The sequence below is a fragment of the Bacillus sp. EU52 genome (assembly GCF_037964975.1).
Lineage (GTDB): Bacteria > Bacillota > Bacilli > Bacillales > Bacillaceae > Bacillus > Bacillus subtilis.
Genome location: NZ_CP150177.1, coordinates 1,077,641 through 1,096,811 on the forward strand (window position 1 = coordinate 1,077,641; position 19,171 = coordinate 1,096,811).

Annotated in this window: 13 protein-coding genes; 5 read left to right on the forward strand and 8 right to left on the reverse strand. The window is 43.9% G+C overall.

The features are described from left to right. Positions 1–59 precede the first annotated feature (59 nt). Positions 60–587 (forward strand): MarR family transcriptional regulator, encoded by a 528-nt coding sequence (locus NSU05_RS05575; RefSeq protein ID WP_003245853.1) that lies wholly within the window; start codon positions 60–62, stop codon positions 585–587. 146 nt (positions 588–733) lie between these two features. On the opposite strand, the gene glcP is transcribed toward NSU05_RS05575, so the two are convergent. The 4 genes from glcP to ntdA all read right to left on the reverse strand — a co-directional run bounded on the left by glcP (position 734) and on the right by ntdA (position 5,222). Continuing rightward, complete coding sequence (gene glcP, locus NSU05_RS05580) at positions 734–1,939, reverse strand: glucose/mannose transporter GlcP (RefSeq protein ID WP_038428746.1); 1,206 nt, start codon at positions 1,937–1,939, stop codon at positions 734–736. Positions 1,940–2,010: 71 nt separating this feature from the next. Continuing rightward, positions 2,011–3,063: a glucose-6-phosphate 3-dehydrogenase NdtC gene (ntdC, locus tag NSU05_RS05585; RefSeq protein ID WP_024572384.1), complete on the reverse strand. Its 1,053-nt coding sequence runs from the start codon at positions 3,061–3,063 to the stop codon at positions 2,011–2,013. A 13-nt stretch (positions 3,064–3,076) separates the two neighbouring features. Further along, entirely contained in the window at positions 3,077–3,925 is an 849-nt protein-coding gene (ntdB, locus tag NSU05_RS05590; protein WP_038428748.1) for a kanosamine-6-phosphate phosphatase, read from the reverse strand. After that, positions 3,897–5,222 (reverse strand): 3-dehydro-glucose-6-phosphate--glutamate transaminase, encoded by a 1,326-nt coding sequence (ntdA, locus tag NSU05_RS05595; protein WP_038428749.1) that lies wholly within the window; start codon positions 5,220–5,222, stop codon positions 3,897–3,899. Before ntdA ends, ntdB begins: the two co-directional genes overlap by 29 nt. Positions 5,223–5,325: 103 nt before the next feature. On the opposite strand from ntdA, the gene ntdR reads away from it, so the two are divergent. Continuing rightward, the gene (ntdR, locus tag NSU05_RS05600) at positions 5,326–6,315 is read left to right on the forward strand and encodes an NTD biosynthesis operon transcriptional regulator NtdR (protein WP_029317580.1); all 990 of its coding nucleotides are present in this window, start codon (positions 5,326–5,328) and stop codon (positions 6,313–6,315) included. Positions 6,316–6,528: 213 nt separating this feature from the next. On the opposite strand, the gene NSU05_RS05605 is transcribed toward ntdR, so the two are convergent. Continuing rightward, complete coding sequence (locus NSU05_RS05605) at positions 6,529–7,683, reverse strand: AbrB family transcriptional regulator (protein WP_015383286.1); 1,155 nt, start codon at positions 7,681–7,683, stop codon at positions 6,529–6,531. Positions 7,684–7,789: 106 nt separating this feature from the next. After that, positions 7,790–8,995 carry an MFS transporter gene (locus tag NSU05_RS05610; protein WP_038428751.1) on the reverse strand — a complete coding sequence of 402 codons (1,206 nt, stop codon included), beginning with the start codon at positions 8,993–8,995 and terminating at the stop codon, positions 7,790–7,792. 113 nt (positions 8,996–9,108) lie between these two features. Here NSU05_RS05610 and NSU05_RS05615 point away from each other — a divergent pair, with 113 nt between their 5' ends. Then, a complete protein-coding gene (locus tag NSU05_RS05615) occupies positions 9,109–10,836 on the forward strand; it encodes an SgrR family transcriptional regulator (RefSeq protein WP_038428752.1) in 1,728 nt (575 codons plus the stop codon). A 29-nt stretch (positions 10,837–10,865) separates the two neighbouring features. On the opposite strand, the gene NSU05_RS05620 is transcribed toward NSU05_RS05615, so the two are convergent. Together NSU05_RS05620 and NSU05_RS05625 are read right to left on the reverse strand one after the other, a co-directional pair. After that, positions 10,866–11,192, reverse strand: coding sequence for a four-helix bundle copper-binding protein (locus NSU05_RS05620; RefSeq protein WP_038428754.1), 327 nt, complete (start codon positions 11,190–11,192; stop codon positions 10,866–10,868). Between the two features lie 117 nt (positions 11,193–11,309). Next, the gene (locus tag NSU05_RS05625) at positions 11,310–11,747 is read right to left on the reverse strand and encodes a ferritin family protein (RefSeq protein ID WP_003245806.1); all 438 of its coding nucleotides are present in this window, start codon (positions 11,745–11,747) and stop codon (positions 11,310–11,312) included. A gap of 183 nt (positions 11,748–11,930) precedes the next feature. On the opposite strand from NSU05_RS05625, the gene addB reads away from it, so the two are divergent. Together addB and addA are read left to right on the forward strand one after the other, a co-directional pair. Next, positions 11,931–15,431 carry a helicase-exonuclease AddAB subunit AddB gene (addB, locus tag NSU05_RS05630; protein WP_339204549.1) on the forward strand — a complete coding sequence of 1,167 codons (3,501 nt, stop codon included), beginning with the start codon at positions 11,931–11,933 and terminating at the stop codon, positions 15,429–15,431. Continuing rightward, positions 15,418–19,116, forward strand: coding sequence for a helicase-exonuclease AddAB subunit AddA (gene addA / locus NSU05_RS05635; protein WP_038428757.1), 3,699 nt, complete (start codon positions 15,418–15,420; stop codon positions 19,114–19,116). The genes addB and addA overlap by 14 nt, the downstream gene beginning before the upstream one ends. The last annotated feature ends 55 nt before the right edge of the window (positions 19,117–19,171 follow it).

Genomic DNA, 19,171 nt, shown 5'->3' on the forward strand with positions numbered 1-19,171 from the left:
ATCTGTAACAAAACGGTATGATAGAAGAAACAATCGAATGAAAAAGGATGGAAAACCCGATGAACACAGATCATACGAAACGCAATCTTTTTGAATTGTATGCGGAGCTCATTCATCAGCAGGAGAAATGGGAGGGGCTTATTAAAGCCTTTTTATCTGACGAATTGAGGAAGCTGGATGTAGAGCACGGGAGTAAATCTCAATTGACGATGACAGAAATTCATGTTCTATCCTGTGTCGGGGACAATGAACCAATTAATGTCACGTCGATAGCAGAAAAAATGAATACGACAAAAGCGACTGTATCACGCATCAGCACAAAATTGCTTGGCGCAGGCTTCCTTCACAGAACACAGCTCAGCGATAATAAAAAGGAGGTCTACTTCCGATTGACGCCTGCTGGAAAAAAGCTGCACAGTTTGCACAAATATTATCATCAGAAGGCTGAACAGCGTTTTCTGTCATTTTTTGACCGCTATACCGAGGAAGAGATTCTTTTTGCGGAACGGCTGTTTCGGGATCTGGTGACAAAATGGTATCCGTCGTCAGAAGAAATTGAAGGGGGTCTTCCGAGCATTTTTAAATAAAAAACACGCACTGCGGTGCGTGTTTTTCGCGTTTCTTCCTTCTTTTTCAAGGCTGTAACGTAAATCAGTTTTCCTCTTGAAGAGATGTTCAGGAATTTGCCCTGCTTATACGATATGTCTATTAGTATCTTTAATTTACACATTTTCTACTGTGTTTTTGATGCTTTGTTTTCAAGTGAAATAGGGTCTTCTGTTTTAGTTCTCCTAATCTTTACAGAAATACCTACTAGAATGACCGCCATAGTTGTAAATATTCCCATGGTTAATAAGATCGTATCCTGGTTTAAACTCCATCCAATTAAGAAAGAGATGATCGCTCCTCCGAAACTTGCCGAGGCAATAAATAAACTTGTAACTTCGTCAACGTACTTCTGAATAATGATTGATGCTAGTGTTAAAGCAATGGGAAATATCCCCGCTATACTTAGGCCAATCAAAAATGTACCACTCAATTGAAGTATTGGGTTACTTATATAAGAGAAGGCAATCAACAAAACAATTAAACAACTACAGCTAAAAAGAAGGTATTTGGAAAAATCAAGCCTTCTACTTACGAAACCAATCAATATTCTTCCTATGATGATCCCTACCCAGAAAAAGGAGACACTTATAAGACTAATTTGTTCATTGTCTTGGTTTATCATGATTGAAGGTAAAAAGTTGGCAAAATTTGTTTCGATTCCAGCATATAGGAAAGCAAAAAATACAAAAAAGCCTAATTGCTTTGATTTTTTTCTATCTCCTATAAAGTATTGAAATGCTCCTCCATCTGGAAAGGTCACTTGTTGGTTGGCATTCTTAGCGTACTTTCGGTTCTTGGACAAGAAAATTAACCACCCTACAAATAGGACGAATAAAAAGGTGAATATACAGTAATACGGTAAAAACCAGTTATTGATATCTATGAAGGAATTAATTAATAATGGGAAAGATAAAGCGCCTAATCCAAAGAGAACTTCCAGCTTACTCATTTTTTCTGCATTACTTTCGAAATTAGCAATAACAAACGAACCAACTGTCGTTTCTAATGTGCCTGCCCCATATCCTAAGAGAAAAGCCATTACAATAATATAATACCAATCCTTGGTTAGAAAAAAGATACTTAACGCTACAAGCATTATTGTCAAAGCTAAAGTAAGTGTCCTAAAATGACTGTATTTCTTAATCATTAAAGGTGCGATTAATACTCCGCTTAGAAATCCGGTAAACTGAAAAAAGATTATGACCGAAATATCATCTGTTGTCTTGTTAAAAGCCTCTAATAGAAATGGCGTCAAACTCCCTGTTGATATATGGATAATACCTACTGTAAAAAAGAAAGCATATCCAAATAAATATGTCCCTCTTAACATTCATTACACCCCTATATGAAAAAGCAGGAAAGTAAATTCCTGCTTTTTTAGTAACTTCTCTCTTTGAAATACTAGTTGACTGCTGAAACAGACATGGGTTGAGAGTTGCTGTCTTTCTCAAAGAACATTTCTAACACTTCCTGAGATCTAAAACCATCACTAAAAGAAGGGATCTCAACCCAATCATTCTGAGTTGATGCAATCCAATTGATTAACTCGCTTCTAAAAGAATCAGCCCATCCATAAAACTCGTTTGGCGGATCGTTTAATAGGCTTTGCGGTACTGGGCAGTCTACCACGTTCAAGCCATCTATGAGCTTGTAAACGTGAGGATTACCTGTGTGGTATTTAAACTCTTTTTTGTGTCCAACTACCTCAATGCTAAAACCACAGTCTTCAGGTACAGAACATTTTGATGTGATGATATTTACAAATACCTTGTTCTTCAGCTGGCCATAAATTTCTGCATAGTCATCTACAAGTACCTGTTTATCCTCTTTTGTTTTTACATTTGTGTTCATTTTTGCCCTTACTGATTCTGTGATGAAATCACTCTCGAACAAATACCATACCATGTCAATAAGGTGAATACCCAGATCCCCCAATGATCCACTCGTCTTCTTACTGTTAGCGTCATCTCTCCAAGTAAACTTCTTACGTCTAAGTGCACTATTTTTCTTGAAGTGTACTTTTATGGACAGTATGTTACCTAATTCATTATTGATAATTAAGCTTTTTAAGATATTTACGTAAGATAAATATCTATAATTAAATCCCATACTAGCTCTTACGCTCAACCTTTCAGCGGTATCTTTCATTATGCTTGCTTCTTCAAGAGAAATAGCCATAGGCTTTTCACACAATACATGCTTATGTTTTGCTAATGCTTGCAAAGCATGTTCTTTATGGCAAAAGTTTGGTGATGCTACAATTAAACCTTCTGAGGCATCAATTAGTTCATCTACGTTTTCAAATGACTTCCCGCCGAAAGTTTTCACAAAGCTTTCTGCATTTTGTTGATTTATGTCATATACCCCTACTAACTCTGCATTTTTTATTGTAGATAAAGCAGTTGCATGCGCTCTTGCAATACCACCTGCACCTATGATGCCTATCTTCTTCATTTTTATTTCCTCCTCATGATCCAATTAATTTTTTTAAGGTATTAGTAATTCCTTTTGAGTACTCACTATCAGTTATAAGGTTGTGCAAGTTTTTGGCTTCCTGTGTTGCATTTTTTAGCAGATATCCATTCCCTACTGTCTGTAACATACGAACATCATTTCCACTATCCCCAAATGCGATAGCTCTTTCGGTATTTAGGTTGTATTTCTCTAACATAAACGTTACAATTTCATTCTTTCCTGTCCCTATGGGGATAAAATCTACATCATAGCTGTCTTCTGGATCGCCTGCTAAGGGATTACACCGATTTATATTTACTGAAACGCCATATTCCTCGCAGATTTTTTCAATTGCTAATAGGTTTTTCTTGTCGTTTATTTCATCTTGTTCCTGATAGTAGAAGTTATGCTTATACCGTGACTTTCCTAATTGAGTTTGAGGATTCAAAAGAATGTTATGATTTTCATGTAGCTGTTTCACAAGTTTTTCAACCTTTTCTTTACTAAACCCTTCATTAATGCGACTGTTCCACTTGTTATCTTGCTGACCGAAGTTATGCTCTGAAAAGTACGTAATTTCAGTTCCAAGATCACTTGCTATAAAATGCGGAAAATATCTAAATTTTCCTCTTCCCATTTTATCGAGAATAGATTCTATACTGCTCCCAGTAACCCATCCGATTATTAGCTTCCCATCTTTACTTTTTTGTTCTAGATAGTCTTCGAGTTCATAGATGTCTTGTTGTTTTTGTTCGTCGATTGTATGCGGAAAATACGTTTCATCAAAATCACAAAAAACAATATACTGAGGATGTTCAACCGTGGATAACGTTTTATACTCCGATTTCTTGCTTAATAACATGAAACAGTCCCTCCATTACTCTGTCTTGTTCTTCTAAAGTAAATGACGGATATAAAGGCAAATGCAGTACCTGACTATGAGCCTTTTCCGTATGAACCAATTGGAGTCCTGCATACTTGTCCTGTACTAAAGGAGTTTTTTGCATATGAGACAGTATTGGATAATATACATCTGTTTGAACACCAAAATCTTCATTTAATTTAGTCATGATATCTGCCCTATCTTCTGTTCTTACCTTAATAGGAAACAGATGCCATACATGATCTTCACTTAATTCTGGTAATTCAATATAGCCTTTATTCTGCAACTCTGCTAATTGGGTAATATATCTATCCGCCAAGAACAGTCTTTTGAAGTTGTTTAATGAAAGGTACTTCATTCTCTCTAAACCAATTGCTGCCTGTAAATTGTCCATTTTTGAATTAAATCCAAAATTGATGACTTTCTTATTTTTCACATTTACTTCAAAACCATGATAACTAAATTGAATGCATTTTTTAGCGAGTTCTTCATTATCAGTTGCTATTGCTCCAGCCTTGCCACATACACCAAAATTCTTATAGGGATTAAAACTTAATGTAGTGATGTCTGCATACTTTCCTAAGTCTGTCAGTCCAATTCCTTGGCAGGCATCTTCAATTACTTTTAATTTATAACGATTTGCGATTTGACGGATATGCTGCATGTCTGAATGTTTTCCGTATAAATGCACAGGTAGAATAAACTTTGTATAAGGAGTTATTGCTTCTTCAATTTTGTCAGGATCGATGCAGAATGTTTGTGGGTTAATATCTACATAGATAGGAACGCCTCCCAAAGCTAACACAGCATTTTCAGTAGCTGAAAAGCTATTAGCCGGCATGATAACTTCATCCCCTGGGTTTAATCCTAAAGCCAATAAACCTATCATAATAGCATCGGTTCCACTGCTGGTTGCAATTACATACCTTTTATGTAAATATGTAGATAAAACTTTTTCGAATTGCTCTAAATAGGAACCACTCGTAAATTTTCCAGTTGGCAAAACTTCAGTTAATGTATTTAAGATATCTTCCACTTCATCATTGGTTATTAATCTGTCTACAGGCAAAAAAGGGACTTTACTGATTTCACGATTTTTTTGATAGTTGAAAAGATCATGTTCAATATCTATCTTTTCCTTTAATACTTGTTTCCAGCGCTCGTTTACAATACTGTCTTCAATAACAAGTTCTTTTCCTTGTATGTCACCTTTTAAGTGTTTTAGTAGTGACATGTTTTCTTTGCTTTTACCTGAAATCTTAACCTGTTTTTGCATGAACAGTACCTCCAATGATTTTATAATCTAAAAATTTATTACAAATTTATCCTAGTTTCTGAAATCGGTAACATGTCAACAACTTTTTTAAGGAAGGGAAAATATGCCTACAATTGATGAAATAGCAAAATTATGCAATGTGTCTAAAACCACAGTGTCAAGAGTATTGAATAATCATCCGTATGTGTCGAAAGAAAAAAGAGATATGATCTTAAAGGCAATTAACGAACTTGACTACACTCCCAATTATTTAGCTCGGAATTTTAGGAGAAATAAGACACAAACGATAGCTTTATCGGTTCCGAGTATCGACCATCCATTTTTTGCTCAATTAATAAAAGGGGTCTCTCATGAAGCACTGTTTAAGAATTACAAGGTAATTGTATTTCAGACCTTTTATGACAAACAGACAGAGCTAGAATTGTTAGAGTTATTGAAGCATAAAGAAGTGGATGGTATTATTCTTGGAACTTTAGAAAATGAATGGGATCAGATATCCCCTTTCTTAAAGTATGGTCCTATCTTATTATGTAATGAATATCATCACTCAGCGGACATCACGATAATTGGGTATGATGAATTTGAAGCCGCATACATGGGGGTAGTACATTTAATTGAAAGAGGGCATGAAAAAATTGGGTTTTGTTTTGATACTCCATATAGCGAAGCTCAATGTCAGAGGAAAGAGGGTTACTTGAAAGCTTTACAAGATTACAATTTACATCATAGAAGCGAATGGATATTCGGCGAAATGTTTAATATCGAGGATGGCTTTCGTGTTTTTCATAAGATAAAGGATCTAAAGGACAGACCCTCAGCAATATTTACAGGAAATGATCAAGTCGCCGCAGGGATTATTAAACAGGCGATGAAAAATGGCTTTAAAGTTCCAGAAGACTTAGCTGTAATTGGTTTTGACAACCAATTGATTTGCCAAGTCGTTACTCCGACCATAACAACAATTGATATCCCCGTAATAGAATTAGGCCAACAGGCTGTGTTGAAAATCATCGAGTCCATTTCGGGTAATGCCTCATTAAACAGAAGAATTATTAAACTGCCAACAAAGCTTATTATAAGAGAATCAACGTAACGATAGATTTCCCTTTATTATTTTATATCTTTATATAAGAAAAAGAGGTTATTCATTTTAACCTCTTTTTCAATCGTAAGTCGTCAATTATTTCTTTCATTTCGGCCTCTGGCAGCACTCACTTCAAATCTGATCCATTAACAACGAAATATCCGCTTATATTTCCCCATCTCGATGGTTTGCGAATTAAAAGTTCTTGAACCCTTTTTTCAACTAGGCATTACTGCCGCTGATTGAGCTCTTTTTGTCTTTTTTTTCACCATGAAGATGGTGAAGCAGGCGATAAAACGGCGGCAGCAGGGCAATAACCAGAATGACGCGAATGACCTGAACCGCAACGACAAAGGTGGAATCAGCATGTAAGGTAACTGACGTCGTCGCCATCTCTGCAATCCCGCCGGGCGCAAATGCCAGAACAGAAGTGATGAGCGAAATTCCTGTCAGCTCGGAAACGATCACGGCGCTCAAAAACATTGCTGCGATTAAACCGACGGACGAGACAAACCCGACGATGATAATACGGGTGACGCCGGCAAACATGCTTTTGTACATCTTAGAGCCGATCGTTGCCCCGAGAAATACTTGTGATACATGGTTAGCTTGTGACGGCCACCATGCCGTCATGTCGTGCCCTGTCACCGCAGCTCCGCCAACATGTACAATTGCTACACCGAGCATGCTGCCGAGCAGCCATGGAGCTGGAAATTTTAAAAATTTCGCAGCTTTGCAAGCTCCCCAGGCAGCGAGAATAAGAATGACGGTCCACAAAACGGGAGCGAGCCTAAAATCTGTCGTTGCAGAAGAAATCGTCTCTGCTGCGGCACTTGCGGTACGATCTTGTTTTGTATAGATCAGAATGACTAAAAACGGAATGGAAAGCACCACGAGCAGCACACGCATCATTTGAACGAGGCTGACTATAGCGGTATTGGCGCCTACTTCCTGTGCGATGCTCGGCATGGCGGAAAGCCCGCCGGGAGCGGTGCCGACAAAGCTAGTCATCATATCCGTTTTGCTGAAACGCCAAAGCACATATCCTGACAGCATGGCCAGCAGGATAGACAATATCAGCATAACGCCGACTGAAAACCAATGGTCTTTGAGAACAGAGAGAACGGATAAATTCAGCTTTTGGCCCAATTCGATGCCGAGGATCATCTGCCCGAGGGCGAGCCATCGTCGGTTAATTCCTTTTTGGTCTGGTGCCATCATCAGCCATGCCGGCCGTATCATGGCGAGGCAGCAGGCGACAATCAGTGTTCCGATCATCCATCCAATTGATATCCCGGTTAATGAAAGAATAAACCCCCCGGCTGCACTGATTGCGATAAACCATAGATCTTTGAGGAGATTTTCGTCTTTCTTCAATGTAAAACCCTTCTTCCTTTTTCACGTAACACTCCAATTGTTCACGTAGTGAATGTATTTATTACTATAGTATATTTTTGTTGATAAAGAAATTATGAATTATTTTCTATAAGCGATTCACTTTTCTTATGACCTTGTGTTCGAGCTTTTCTATTGTGTAAGTCAGAGATAAACCCGCTGTCAGCAGACACACGGCAAGAGCGTAAAAAATCACTTCTCCGCCAAATGATGTCAGGATTAGCCCGCCTGCCAGCGGTCCGATTGAGCGGGATATATCCCAATGCAGACCATAGACAGCATAAAACCGGCCCAGCAAATGAGGCGGCGCCAATTTTGATATGAAGGTCTGGATGTGGGTTAGCCCGATGCTTTCGCCAACCGTCATCACCGCTGCCGTCACTAAAAGCATTGTCAGCGAGGTTGAGCATGCAAAACCGGCAGCCGCAAGGGAGTAGCAAATATAAGTAATGAAGAGGATCGTTTTCATTGAAAGCTTTTCGGTCCCTTTGACAAGAGGTACTTGGAGAACACAGCTGAATAAAGCTTTTGCTGCTGAATAGATGGTCAGCATGGACAGATAATCAGAAAACATGTTTTTGCTGAACAGCCTGTATGTTGTTTCTGTTTGTGCATATAACATGCTGATGGGGAGAGAAAGCAGCAAAAGAAGCAGGACAGGCCTGTATATCGTAAAGCTCGCGGACATTTTCGGGGTAACAGCTGGGTGTAGCGGCTTTGTCTCAGGCAGTTTCAGTGCAGCGATCAGAAAGTAGATAAACAATGCCGCAGCATCTAATGCGAATATCCACACGGGGTTATGATTGTACAGCAGCATCCCCACTAGCGGCCCTGCCGTCAGGCCCGCTGAATAGATCGCATTGATGACCGCAAACACTTCCGAACGTCTGCTTTCCGGCGTGCTTTCAGCGATTTGGGCGCGGGAAGCGGGAATGTACAACGATCTTCCGATGCCATTCATGACATAGAGAATAGCGAAAACATACGCATGCTCAGCAAATACAAACCCTGTCATTGCCGTTGATTGAAGAAGCAATGCGGTCAAAATCGCTGTGCGCCGCCCAAGCCGGTCCGCCGCCTTTCCTGCAGCGAGCGTCAGGAAAATATCAGCAAATGGCTGAAGGCTGATGATCAGCAATGGCATCATGATACTGCCGTTTAATTGTTCATGCAGATACAGCACCATAAAAGGTCCCATCATTGCACCTGTCAGGCTTGTCAGCAATTCGCCGAAAAAGCGGAGCCGAACGGGAGCGGTATATCTCGATTTTATAGAGTGAAAACTGGTCAACATGTGATCGCCGCCTTTCGCTGTTTGATATAGTAGTAGTGTATAGAAGGGGCGGCGGCCCAAAAAGTGAAGAAAAGAAGAGATAAAAGTTCCCCTTTTGTCGGGAGGTGCGGGGATTGAAGCTGATAGAGCACTACGTGGCGCTTGTAAAAACAGGCTGCGCCGAGTATGGGCAAATGAACGAAATGACGCTCACTGAGATTGCCGACTGTTTATGTTGTACAGAAAGAAATGCAAAGCTCATTTTACATAAGCTGGAGAACAGCAATTGGATTATCCGGGAAAGAGGGGCGGGGCGCGGCCGTAAATCTAAAATCGCGTTTCTTCGGAGGCCTGAGGAATTGCTTCTTCAAACTGCCAAGGAATATACCATGTCAGGAAAGCTTAAAAAGGCAAAGGAGCTGCTTCAGCAGTATCAGTCCGCGTTTCCGGGGCTTCAAAACGAATATAACATGTGGCTTTCAGAGGTATTCGGATTTGTGACGGAGACAGGCGAGAATGGGGCGAAGGATGTTCTGCGGCTGTTCATCACGCCCGAATCTGTCAGCAGTTTGGATCCATGCCAAATATTTTTGCGGTCTGAGGGCCATTTCGTCAAACAGATATTTGATACACTCTTCACGTTTGATTCGGATATGCAGGAGCCGAAGCCTCATTTGGTTCATGGATGGGAAGAGGTCGGAAAAAAACAATGGAGATTTTTTCTTCGAAAAGGTGTGTCATTTCATAATGGACAGCCGCTGACATCGCGGGACGTTGCGTTTACATTTCAGCGCTTTTTGGAACTGGCTGACAACCCGTATAAATGGCTTCTGCACGGAGTGAAACAAGTCTTAGAAAAGGGCCCTTATTGTGTGGAACTCATACTCGATAAGCCGAATGCGCTTTTGCCGTATGCTCTTTGTGATGAACGGCTGTCCATACTGCCGGCAGAACAGGGCGGCGGGAAAAATGGAACAGGGCCTTTTCAGGTGAATCAGCAACACAGCGGGATGCTTGTGCTTGAAGCCAATGAGCGCTACTTCAAGGGACGCCCCTATCTGGATCGCGTTGAGTTTGTTTTTTCTGAGCAAGCCGGAGAGATGAACGGTTTTACCATTCAAGAAAAACAAACATGCCCTGAGCAGCAAACTGTTTTTGATGAGCGGCATGTTCAGTATTTGTCGCTTAATCTAAAAAAGAAGGGGCCTCTTCAGCACCGAAGCTTTAGAAAAGCGCTCCGGCTGCTGATTTCCTCTGAACGGCTCGTTCGTGAAGCGGGAGGGCACCGAAGAATCCCGGTTACGTCCTTTTTGCAACCGAGTTCTTTTGAGTGGGAGGTCGTTTCGCCATCTGAATTGTTGAAGAAAAGCGGATACGAGGGCGAAACAATCGTGCTTTATACCTTTTCGGAAACGGATCATCTTGAGGACGCCGAATGGATTCAAAATATTTGCGCCCAGCACGGTATCAGGCTTACACTTCAATTCTGTGATGCTGCTGATCTGCGACGGCCGGAAATCGTGCAGATGGCGGATATCATTCATGACAGTGCGACGTTTTATCAAGACAGCGAGTTTGGTTTTCTGCATTTGCTGCTGTCGGAGAACAGTTTCTTGTATCAGCATCTATCTGAAAAGCTGACACAGATATGCTCAGGAATGACAGAGCAGATGTTTTCCATGCCTGACCGTTGTTCGAGAATCAACATCTTACGTGACATTGACCGGCAGATGATACAGGAGCTGAATGCGATTCCGCTGTATCAAAATGTGCTCCAGGTGACATCAAGTAAAAATGTAAAAGGCCTGGTGCTTGATGAAGAGGGATGGATTGATTTGTACTCCGTATGGCTGTCCAAATAAAAAGAGGGTTCTTTTTTGAACCCTCTTTTTTACGCTGCCATGCTGCGGCATTGTTCAGCACAGGCGAAGCAGGCTTTCGCACATGCTTGGCAATGATCATGATCGTGCTTTCCGCATTCAGTGCCGCATGCTTCACAAATATCGGCGCAAAGTGCACAAATTTCTTTCATAAACGGGCTGTCCGTTTGCATGGCTTTGACCGCCAGCGCGCAAATATCCGCGCATTCCCTGTCAAGCCGGATGCATCTGCTGAGATGATGCTGCACGCTTTCTTCCAAGCATTTAGTGAAACAATGATTGCAAGCTTTCATGCAATCGATGCAAGCCTCAATACAAGCTTCAGAATATTGCTCCATGGTTGATTCCCCCTGTATGGCAGTTTATGGTTTTATGTTTCCCGGCTGCATTTGAAAAAAACAGGGGAGTGTGTTTTTAGCTAAGGGGATATGTACATATACCCTGAACGGGTATATCTAACGTTCCATCAGATAGTATAGGAACCAGACAGCGTGATTTTGTTCATCACGTGCTGCGCGCGTAAAGACGCCTTTCGCTTTTAGGTTTGACGTTTCCTCGGCCGCACGCAAGTAAAAGTCGACGGTTTCTTGTTCATCTTTAAAAGCGGCGTCCAGTCCTCTTGTGAAATTGTCCGGGCATTCTTCCGTTTGTTTCGGCATGATGTGTTTGCCGGTAATTGAACCATACAGTGTGGAAAATTCACGGAGGTGGCGAATCTCGTCACGCCTGATTTCTTCAATCTGTTTTCTGACCTCATCGCTGTGGGCGAGTTCGGCAAGCTTGCGGTAGCATTGAATGGCACTGAATTCTCCGTTGATGGCCTTCTGCAAATTCCGAATCAAAACAGGATCTTCCCGGTATGGCACCGGATAGGGATAGTAGCTGTAATGCAAGGGGATTCAACTCCATTCTTAGGAATTGGGCTTCTGTAAAAGCATATGTTGGGCAGGGAGAGATGTGCGGAGATAATCAGCTTTTTATATGTGAAAAGGCCGTTTTTACCAATAGATCAGATTGGTCATTTTCGTCAACATTCGATAAAATATATAGAGATAAAAAGAGAGGGGTCTTCTAATTTGGGAGCAGAGTTTTTAGTAGGCAGGTCCGGGAGTGGAAAAACGAAGCTGATCATCGACAGCATTCAGGATGAATTGCGCCGGGCTCCATTCGGGAAGCCGATCATTTTTCTAGTCCCGGATCAAATGACGTTTTTAATGGAATACGAGCTTGCTAAAACGCCAGATATGGGCGGGATGATACGCGCTCAAGTGTTCAGTTTTTCACGATTGGCCTGGCGCATCCTCCAGCATACGGGAGGAATGAGCAGGCCGTTTCTGACGAGCACCGGCGTACAAATGCTCCTGCGGAAGCTCATTGAGGAGCATAAACAGGAGTTCAAAGTCTATCAAAAAGCGAGTGACAAAAGCGGGTTTACCGCACAGGTTGAGCGGATGCTGACAGAGTTTAAGCGCTATTGTCTGGAACCGGAGGATATCCGCCGGATGGCGGAAAGCGGAACGGCTTCCGAGTATCGCGGAGAACGTGTTTTATCTGAAAAGCTCCATGACTTATCAATTCTGTATCAGCAAATGGAAAAAAGCCTCGCAGATCAATATCTTCACTCTGAGGATTATTTGACATTGCTGGCAGAGCATATCCCGCTTGCGGAAGATATAAAAGGCGCCCATATCTATGTGGATGGCTTTTATCAGTTTACCCCGCAGGAATTCAGGGTGTTGGAGCAGCTTATGGTTCATGCGGAGCATATCACGTTTTCGCTCACAGCGGACAAGCCGTCATATGAGCGGGAGCCGCATGAACTGGAATTGTTCAGAATGACGGGGAAAACCTATTACCGCCTGCATCAGAAGGCGAAGGAACTGAATTTGGACATTACGTATAAAGAGCTGAGCGGGACTGAGCGGCATACAAAGACGCCGGAATTGGCGCATCTAGAGGCGCAGTATGAAGCGCGTCCGGCCATTCCATACGCAGAAAAACAAGAAGCCCTTACTGTGATGCAGGCCGCAAACAGACGAGCTGAGCTGGAAGGCATTGCCCGGGAAATTCACGCCCTAGTCAGAGAGAAGGGATATCGCTATAAGGATGTAGCCATTCTTGCGCGCCAGCCGGAAGACTACAAGGATATGGTGAAGGAAGTTTTCGCAGATTACGAGATTCCTTATTTCATTGACGGAAAAGCATCTATGCTGAAACACCCGTTAATCGAATTTATCCGGTCAAGCCTTGATGTTCTGAAAGGGAATTGGCGTTATGAAGCGGTGTTTCGCTGCGTGAAAACCGAACTGCTATTCCCGCTCAATGAACCGAAGGCCAAAGTGAGAGAACAGGTCGATCAGCTCGAAAATTACTGTATCGCCTATGGTATTAAAGGCGACCGCTGGACAAAGGGCGATCGTTTCCAATACAGGCGTTTTGTGTCATTGGATGATGATTTTGCACAGACTGATCAGGAAATCGAAATGGAAAACATGTTGAATGACACCCGCGATTGGATTGTTCCGCCGCTTTTTCAGCTTCAAAAACGCATGAAAAAAGCGAAGACGGTTCAAGAGAAGGCGGAGGCGCTCTATCGTTATTTAGAAGAGACGGATGTGCCGCTGAAGCTGGATCAGGAAAGGCAGCGTGCTGAGGATGACGGCAGAATCATTGAAGCGCAGCAGCATCAGCAGGCGTGGGACGCAGTCATTCAGCTGCTTGAGGAGTTTGTTGAAATGATGGGAGATGATGAGATTTCTCTTGATTTGTTTCAGCAAATGATAGAAGCCGGCGCGGAGTCGCTTACATTTTCTCTTATTCCGCCTGCGCTTGACCAGGTGTTTTTCGGCAATATGGATTTGTCCAGAATGTATGGCACCTCCTGCACCTTTGTGCTCGGGGCAAACGACGGCGTTCTGCCGGCACGCCCTGATGAAAACGGGGTCCTGTCGGATGATGACCGGGAATGGCTGAAAACGATTGGGGTTGAGCTATCCTCAGGCGGACGAGAGCGTTTGCTTGATGAGCACTTCCTCATCTACATGGCGTTTTCAAGTCCGTCTGACCGGCTTTACGTATCGTATCCGATTGCTGATGCGGAAGGAAAAACGCTTTTGCCGTCGATGATCGTTAAGCGGCTGGAAGAACTGTTTCCGCATCATAAGGAGCGCCTGTTAACAAATGAACCTGAACAGGTCAGCGATGAGGAACAGCTGATGTATGTTGTGAATAAAAGCGTGGCACAGTCCTTTACCGCGAGCCAGCTCAGGTTATGGACTCGGGAATACGACATCAGCGACGTCTGGTGGAGCACGTACAATGTGCTGATGAGTGAGCAGGACAGGCTGCAATCGAAAAAGCTGTTCTCAAGCCTGTTTTTCCGGAATGAAGTGAAGCAGCTTGAACGCAGCGTGTCGAGACAGCTCTATGGTGAACGCATTCAGGGCAGTGTATCGAGAATGGAAACCTTTAACGCATGCCCGTTTTCCCATTTTGCGTCACACGGGCTGCATTTGAAGGAACGGCAATTCTTCAAGCTTGAAGCACCGGATATCGGCCAGCTGTTTCATTCCAGCTTAAAGCTGATTTCGGACAGGCTGCGTGAGCAAAAGCTGGATTGGCGCGATTTAACGAAGGAGCAGTGCGAGCTGTTTTCCTATGATGCGGTAGAGCGGCTGGCACCGAAACTGCAAAAGGAAATTCTGCTCAGCTCAAACCGGCATTATTATGTGAAGGAAAAACTGCAAAAAATTGTGACACGTGTGTCCGGCATTTTAAGCGAGCATGCGAAAGCGAGCGGATTCGTACCGATCGGGCTTGAACTGGGCTTTGGAGGAAAAGGGCCGCTTCCGCCGCTGACCTTTCAACTGAAAAACGGCTGTACGATGGAACTCGTCGGGCGAATTGACCGTGTTGATAAGGCTGAAAGCTCAAAAGGCCTGCTCCTCAGGATTGTCGATTATAAATCAAGCGACAAAGGCCTTGACTTAGCGGAAGTATATTACGGATTGGCACTGCAAATGCTGACGTACCTTGATTTATCGATTACACATTCAGCTGACTGGCTCGGGATGAGGGCGACGCCTGCCGGAGTGCTGTATTTCCATATTCATGACCCGATGATTCAATCTAATCTCCCGCTTGGGCTTGACGAGATTGAACAGGAGATCTTTAAGAAATTTAAAATGAAGGGCTTGCTCCTCGGTGATCAGGAAGTGGTTCGCCTCATGGATACAACCCTTCAAGAGGGACGTTCAAATATCATAAACGCCGGCTTGAAAAAAGACGGCTCTCTCAGATCAGACTCAGCAGCAGTCGGTGAAAAGGAATTTGATCTTTTGACAAAGCATGTGCGCCGCACCTTCCAAGAAGCGGGCGAACAAATCACCGACGGGCGCGTATCCATTGAGCCGTACAAAATGAAGAACAAGACGCCGTGCACATACTGTGCGTTCAAATCAGTATGCCAATTTGATGAATCACTGGAAGAAAACGAGTATCGCCCATTAAAGGCTGAAAAGGACAAGACAATACTTGAGTGGATAAAAAAGGAGGCGGATGGCAATGAACATTCCTAAACCGGCAGACAGCACATGGACAGATGACCAATGGAATGCCATTGTTTCAACCGGCCAGGATATTCTTGTGGCAGCGGCTGCGGGCTCTGGTAAAACCGCTGTGCTCGTTGAACGAATGATTCGGAAAATCACCGCGGAGGAAAACCCAATAGATGTAGACCGTCTTCTCGTTGTGACATTTACAAACGCCTCAGCGGCAGAGATGAAGCACCGAATCGCAGAAGCCTTGGAAAAAGAGCTTGTACAGCGCCCCGGCTCGCTGCATATTAGACGCCAGCTGTCTCTTTTAAACCGGGCCAGCATTTCGACGCTCCATTCCTTTTGCCTGCAAGTGCTGAAGAAATATTACTACTTGATCGATCTTGATCCGGGCTTTCGGATAGCTGATCAGACGGAAGGCGAGCTGATCGGGGATGAAGTGCTTGACGAGCTGTTTGAAGACGAATATGCAAAGGGCGAAAAGGCGTTTTTTGAGCTTGTTGACCGCTATACGACAGACCGGCATGATCTGGATCTGCAATTTCTCGTTAAACAGGTGTACGAGTATTCCCGATCCCATCCCAACCCGGGGGCGTGGCTGGAAAGCTTTGTTCATTTGTATGATGTATCAGAAAAGAGCGCCATCGAGGAGCTGCCGTTTTATCAATATGTCAAAGAAGATATTGCAATGGTGCTTAACGGGGCGAAGGAAAAGCTCTTGCGCGCGCTTGAGCTGACGAAAGCGCCGGGCGGCCCGGCGCCGCGTGCTGACAATTTTCTTGATGATCTTGCGCAGATTGATGAACTGATTCAGCATCAGGACGATTTCAGTGAACTATATAAGCGGGTGCCCGCCGTCTCTTTTAAGCGTGCCAAAGCAGTAAAAGGGGATGAGTTCGATCCAGCGCTCCTTGATGAGGCGACAGATTTGAGAAACGGCGCAAAAAAACTGCTTGAAAAGCTCAAAACCGACTACTTCACGCGAAGTCCTGAACAGCACTTGAAAAGCCTAGCCGAGATGAAGCCTGTCATTGAAACGCTCGTACAGCTTGTCATCAGCTATGGAAAACGATTCGAAGCTGCGAAACAGGAAAAATCAATCATCGATTTTTCTGATTTGGAGCATTACTGTTTAGCGATTTTGACAGCTGAGAATGACAAAGGTGAATGTGAGCCGAGCGAGGCTGCAAGGTTTTATCAGGAACAGTTTCATGAGGTGCTCGTTGACGAATATCAGGATACCAACCTCGTGCAGGAATCGATTCTGCAGCTCGTCACAAGCAGGCCGGAGGAGACTGGCAACCTGTTTATGGTAGGAGATGTCAAACAGTCGATTTATCGATTCAGGCTTGCGGAGCCGCTTCTTTTCCTCTCTAAATACAAACGGTTTACAGAGAGCGGAGAAGGCACGGGGCGGAAAATCGATTTAAATAAAAATTTCCGAAGCCGGGCTGATATTTTAGACAGCACAAACTTTTTATTTAAACAGCTGATGGGCGGCAAAATCGGTGAGGTCGATTATGACGAGCAGGCTGAGCTGAAGCTTGGTGCAGCGTATCCGGACAATGACGAGACGGAAACAGAGCTGCTGCTGATCGACAACGCAGAAGATACGGATGCAAGCGAGGAAGCAGAAGAGCTTGAAACGGTGCAGTTTGAGGCAAAAGCCATCGCTAAGGAAATTCGCAAGCTGATTTCATCGCCATTTAAGGTGTATGACGGAAAAAAGAAAACACATCGCAATATTCAATACCGAGATATCGTGATTTTGCTCCGTTCGATGCCGTGGGCTCCGCAAATCATGGAGGAGCTGAGAGCACAGGGCATACCGGTTTACGCCAATTTAACGTCAGGCTATTTTGAAGCGGTCGAAGTCGCCGTCGCGCTTTCTGTGCTGAAGGTGATTGATAATCCGTATCAGGATATACCGCTTGCCTCTGTTCTGCGCTCACCGATTGTCGGAGCAGATGAAAACGAGCTGTCTTTGATCCGGCTTGAAAATAAAAAAGCGCCGTACTATGAGGCGATGAAAGACTACCTGGCTGCTGGTGACCGGAACGATGAGCTTTATCAAAAGCTAAATACGTTTTACGGACATCTGCAAAAGTGGCGCGCGTTTTCGAAAAACCACTCAGTATCTGAGCTGATTTGGGAAGTGTACCGCGACACCAAATATATGGATTATGTCGGCGGCATGCCGGGCGGAAAACAGCGCCAGGCCAATTTGCGTGTTCTTTATGACAGGGCGCGTCAATATGAATCAACGGCATTTCGCGGCTTGTTCCGTTTCCTGCGGTTTATCGAACGCATGCAGGAGCGGGGCGATGATCTTGGTACGGCGAGAGCGCTCAGCGAGCAGGAGGATGTTGTCCGCTTAATGACGATCCACAGCAGCAAAGGGCTCGAATTTCCAGTCGTGTTTGCAGCGGGTCTCGGACGGAATTTCAACATGATGGATTTGAACAAATCGTACCTGCTGGATAAGGAGCTCGGATTTGGCACGAAGTATATTCATCCGCAATTACGCATCAGCTATCCGACACTTCCGCTCATTGCGATGAAGAAAAAAATGCGCAGGGAGCTGCTGTCAGAGGAATTGCGTGTTCTCTATGTTGCATTAACGAGAGCGAAGGAAAAGCTGTTTCTGATTGGCTCATGTAAGGATCATCAGAAACAGCTTGCAAAATGGCAGGCATCCGCGTCCCAAACTGATTGGCTTCTGCCAGAATTTGACCGCTATCAGGCGAAAACGTATCTAGATTTCATCGGGCCGGCTCTTGCCAGGCACAGAGACTTGGAGGATTTGGCTGGCGTGCCAGCACACGCTGACATCTCAGATCACCCGGCTCGTTTTGCCGTTCAAATGATCCATTCCTATGATTTGCTTGATGATGATCTGGAAGAAAGAATGGAAGAAAAAAGCGAGCGCCTAGAAGCGATCCGCCGAGGTGAACCAGTTCCCGGCTCGTTTGCGTTTGATGAAAAAGCCCGCGAGCAGCTGAGCTGGACCTACCCGCATCAAGAAGTGACGCAAATTCGGACAAAGCAATCAGTTTCTGAGATCAAGAGAAAAAGAGAGTACGAGGATGAATACAGCGGCAGGGCCCCTGTAAAACCGGCTGATGGAAGCATTCTGTACAGACGTCCCGCTTTTATGATGAAAAAAGGCCTGACAGCGGCAGAGAAAGGGACTGCCATGCATACGGTTATGCAGCATATCCCGCTGTCACATGTGCCGTCGATAGAAGAAGCTGAGCAGACGGTTCACAGGCTTTATGAAAAAGAGCTTCTCACTGAAGAACAAAAAGACGCTATTGATATAGAAGAAATCGTGCAATTTTTCCATACAGAAATCGGCGGACAGCTGATCGGCGCAAAGTGGAAGGACAGGGAAATACCATTCAGCTTAGCGCTTCCGGCCAAGGAGATCTATCCTGATGCACAGGAGGCAGATGAGCCGCTTTTAGTGCAGGGTATCATTGACTGTCTCTATGAAACTGAGGACGGATTATATCTATTGGATTATAAGTCGGACCGGATTGAGGGCAAATTCCAGCATGGATTTGAAGGAGCGGCCCCGATCTTGAAGAAACGATATGAAACGCAAATTCAGCTGTACACGAAGGCAGTGGAGCAAATTGCAAAAACAAAGGTAAAGGGATGTGCGCTTTATTTCTTTGACGGAGGGCACATTCTGACATTATAGCGAGATCCATAAGCTCCGGAATTTCAGGCGGAGCGGATCTCGTTTTCTATATAAA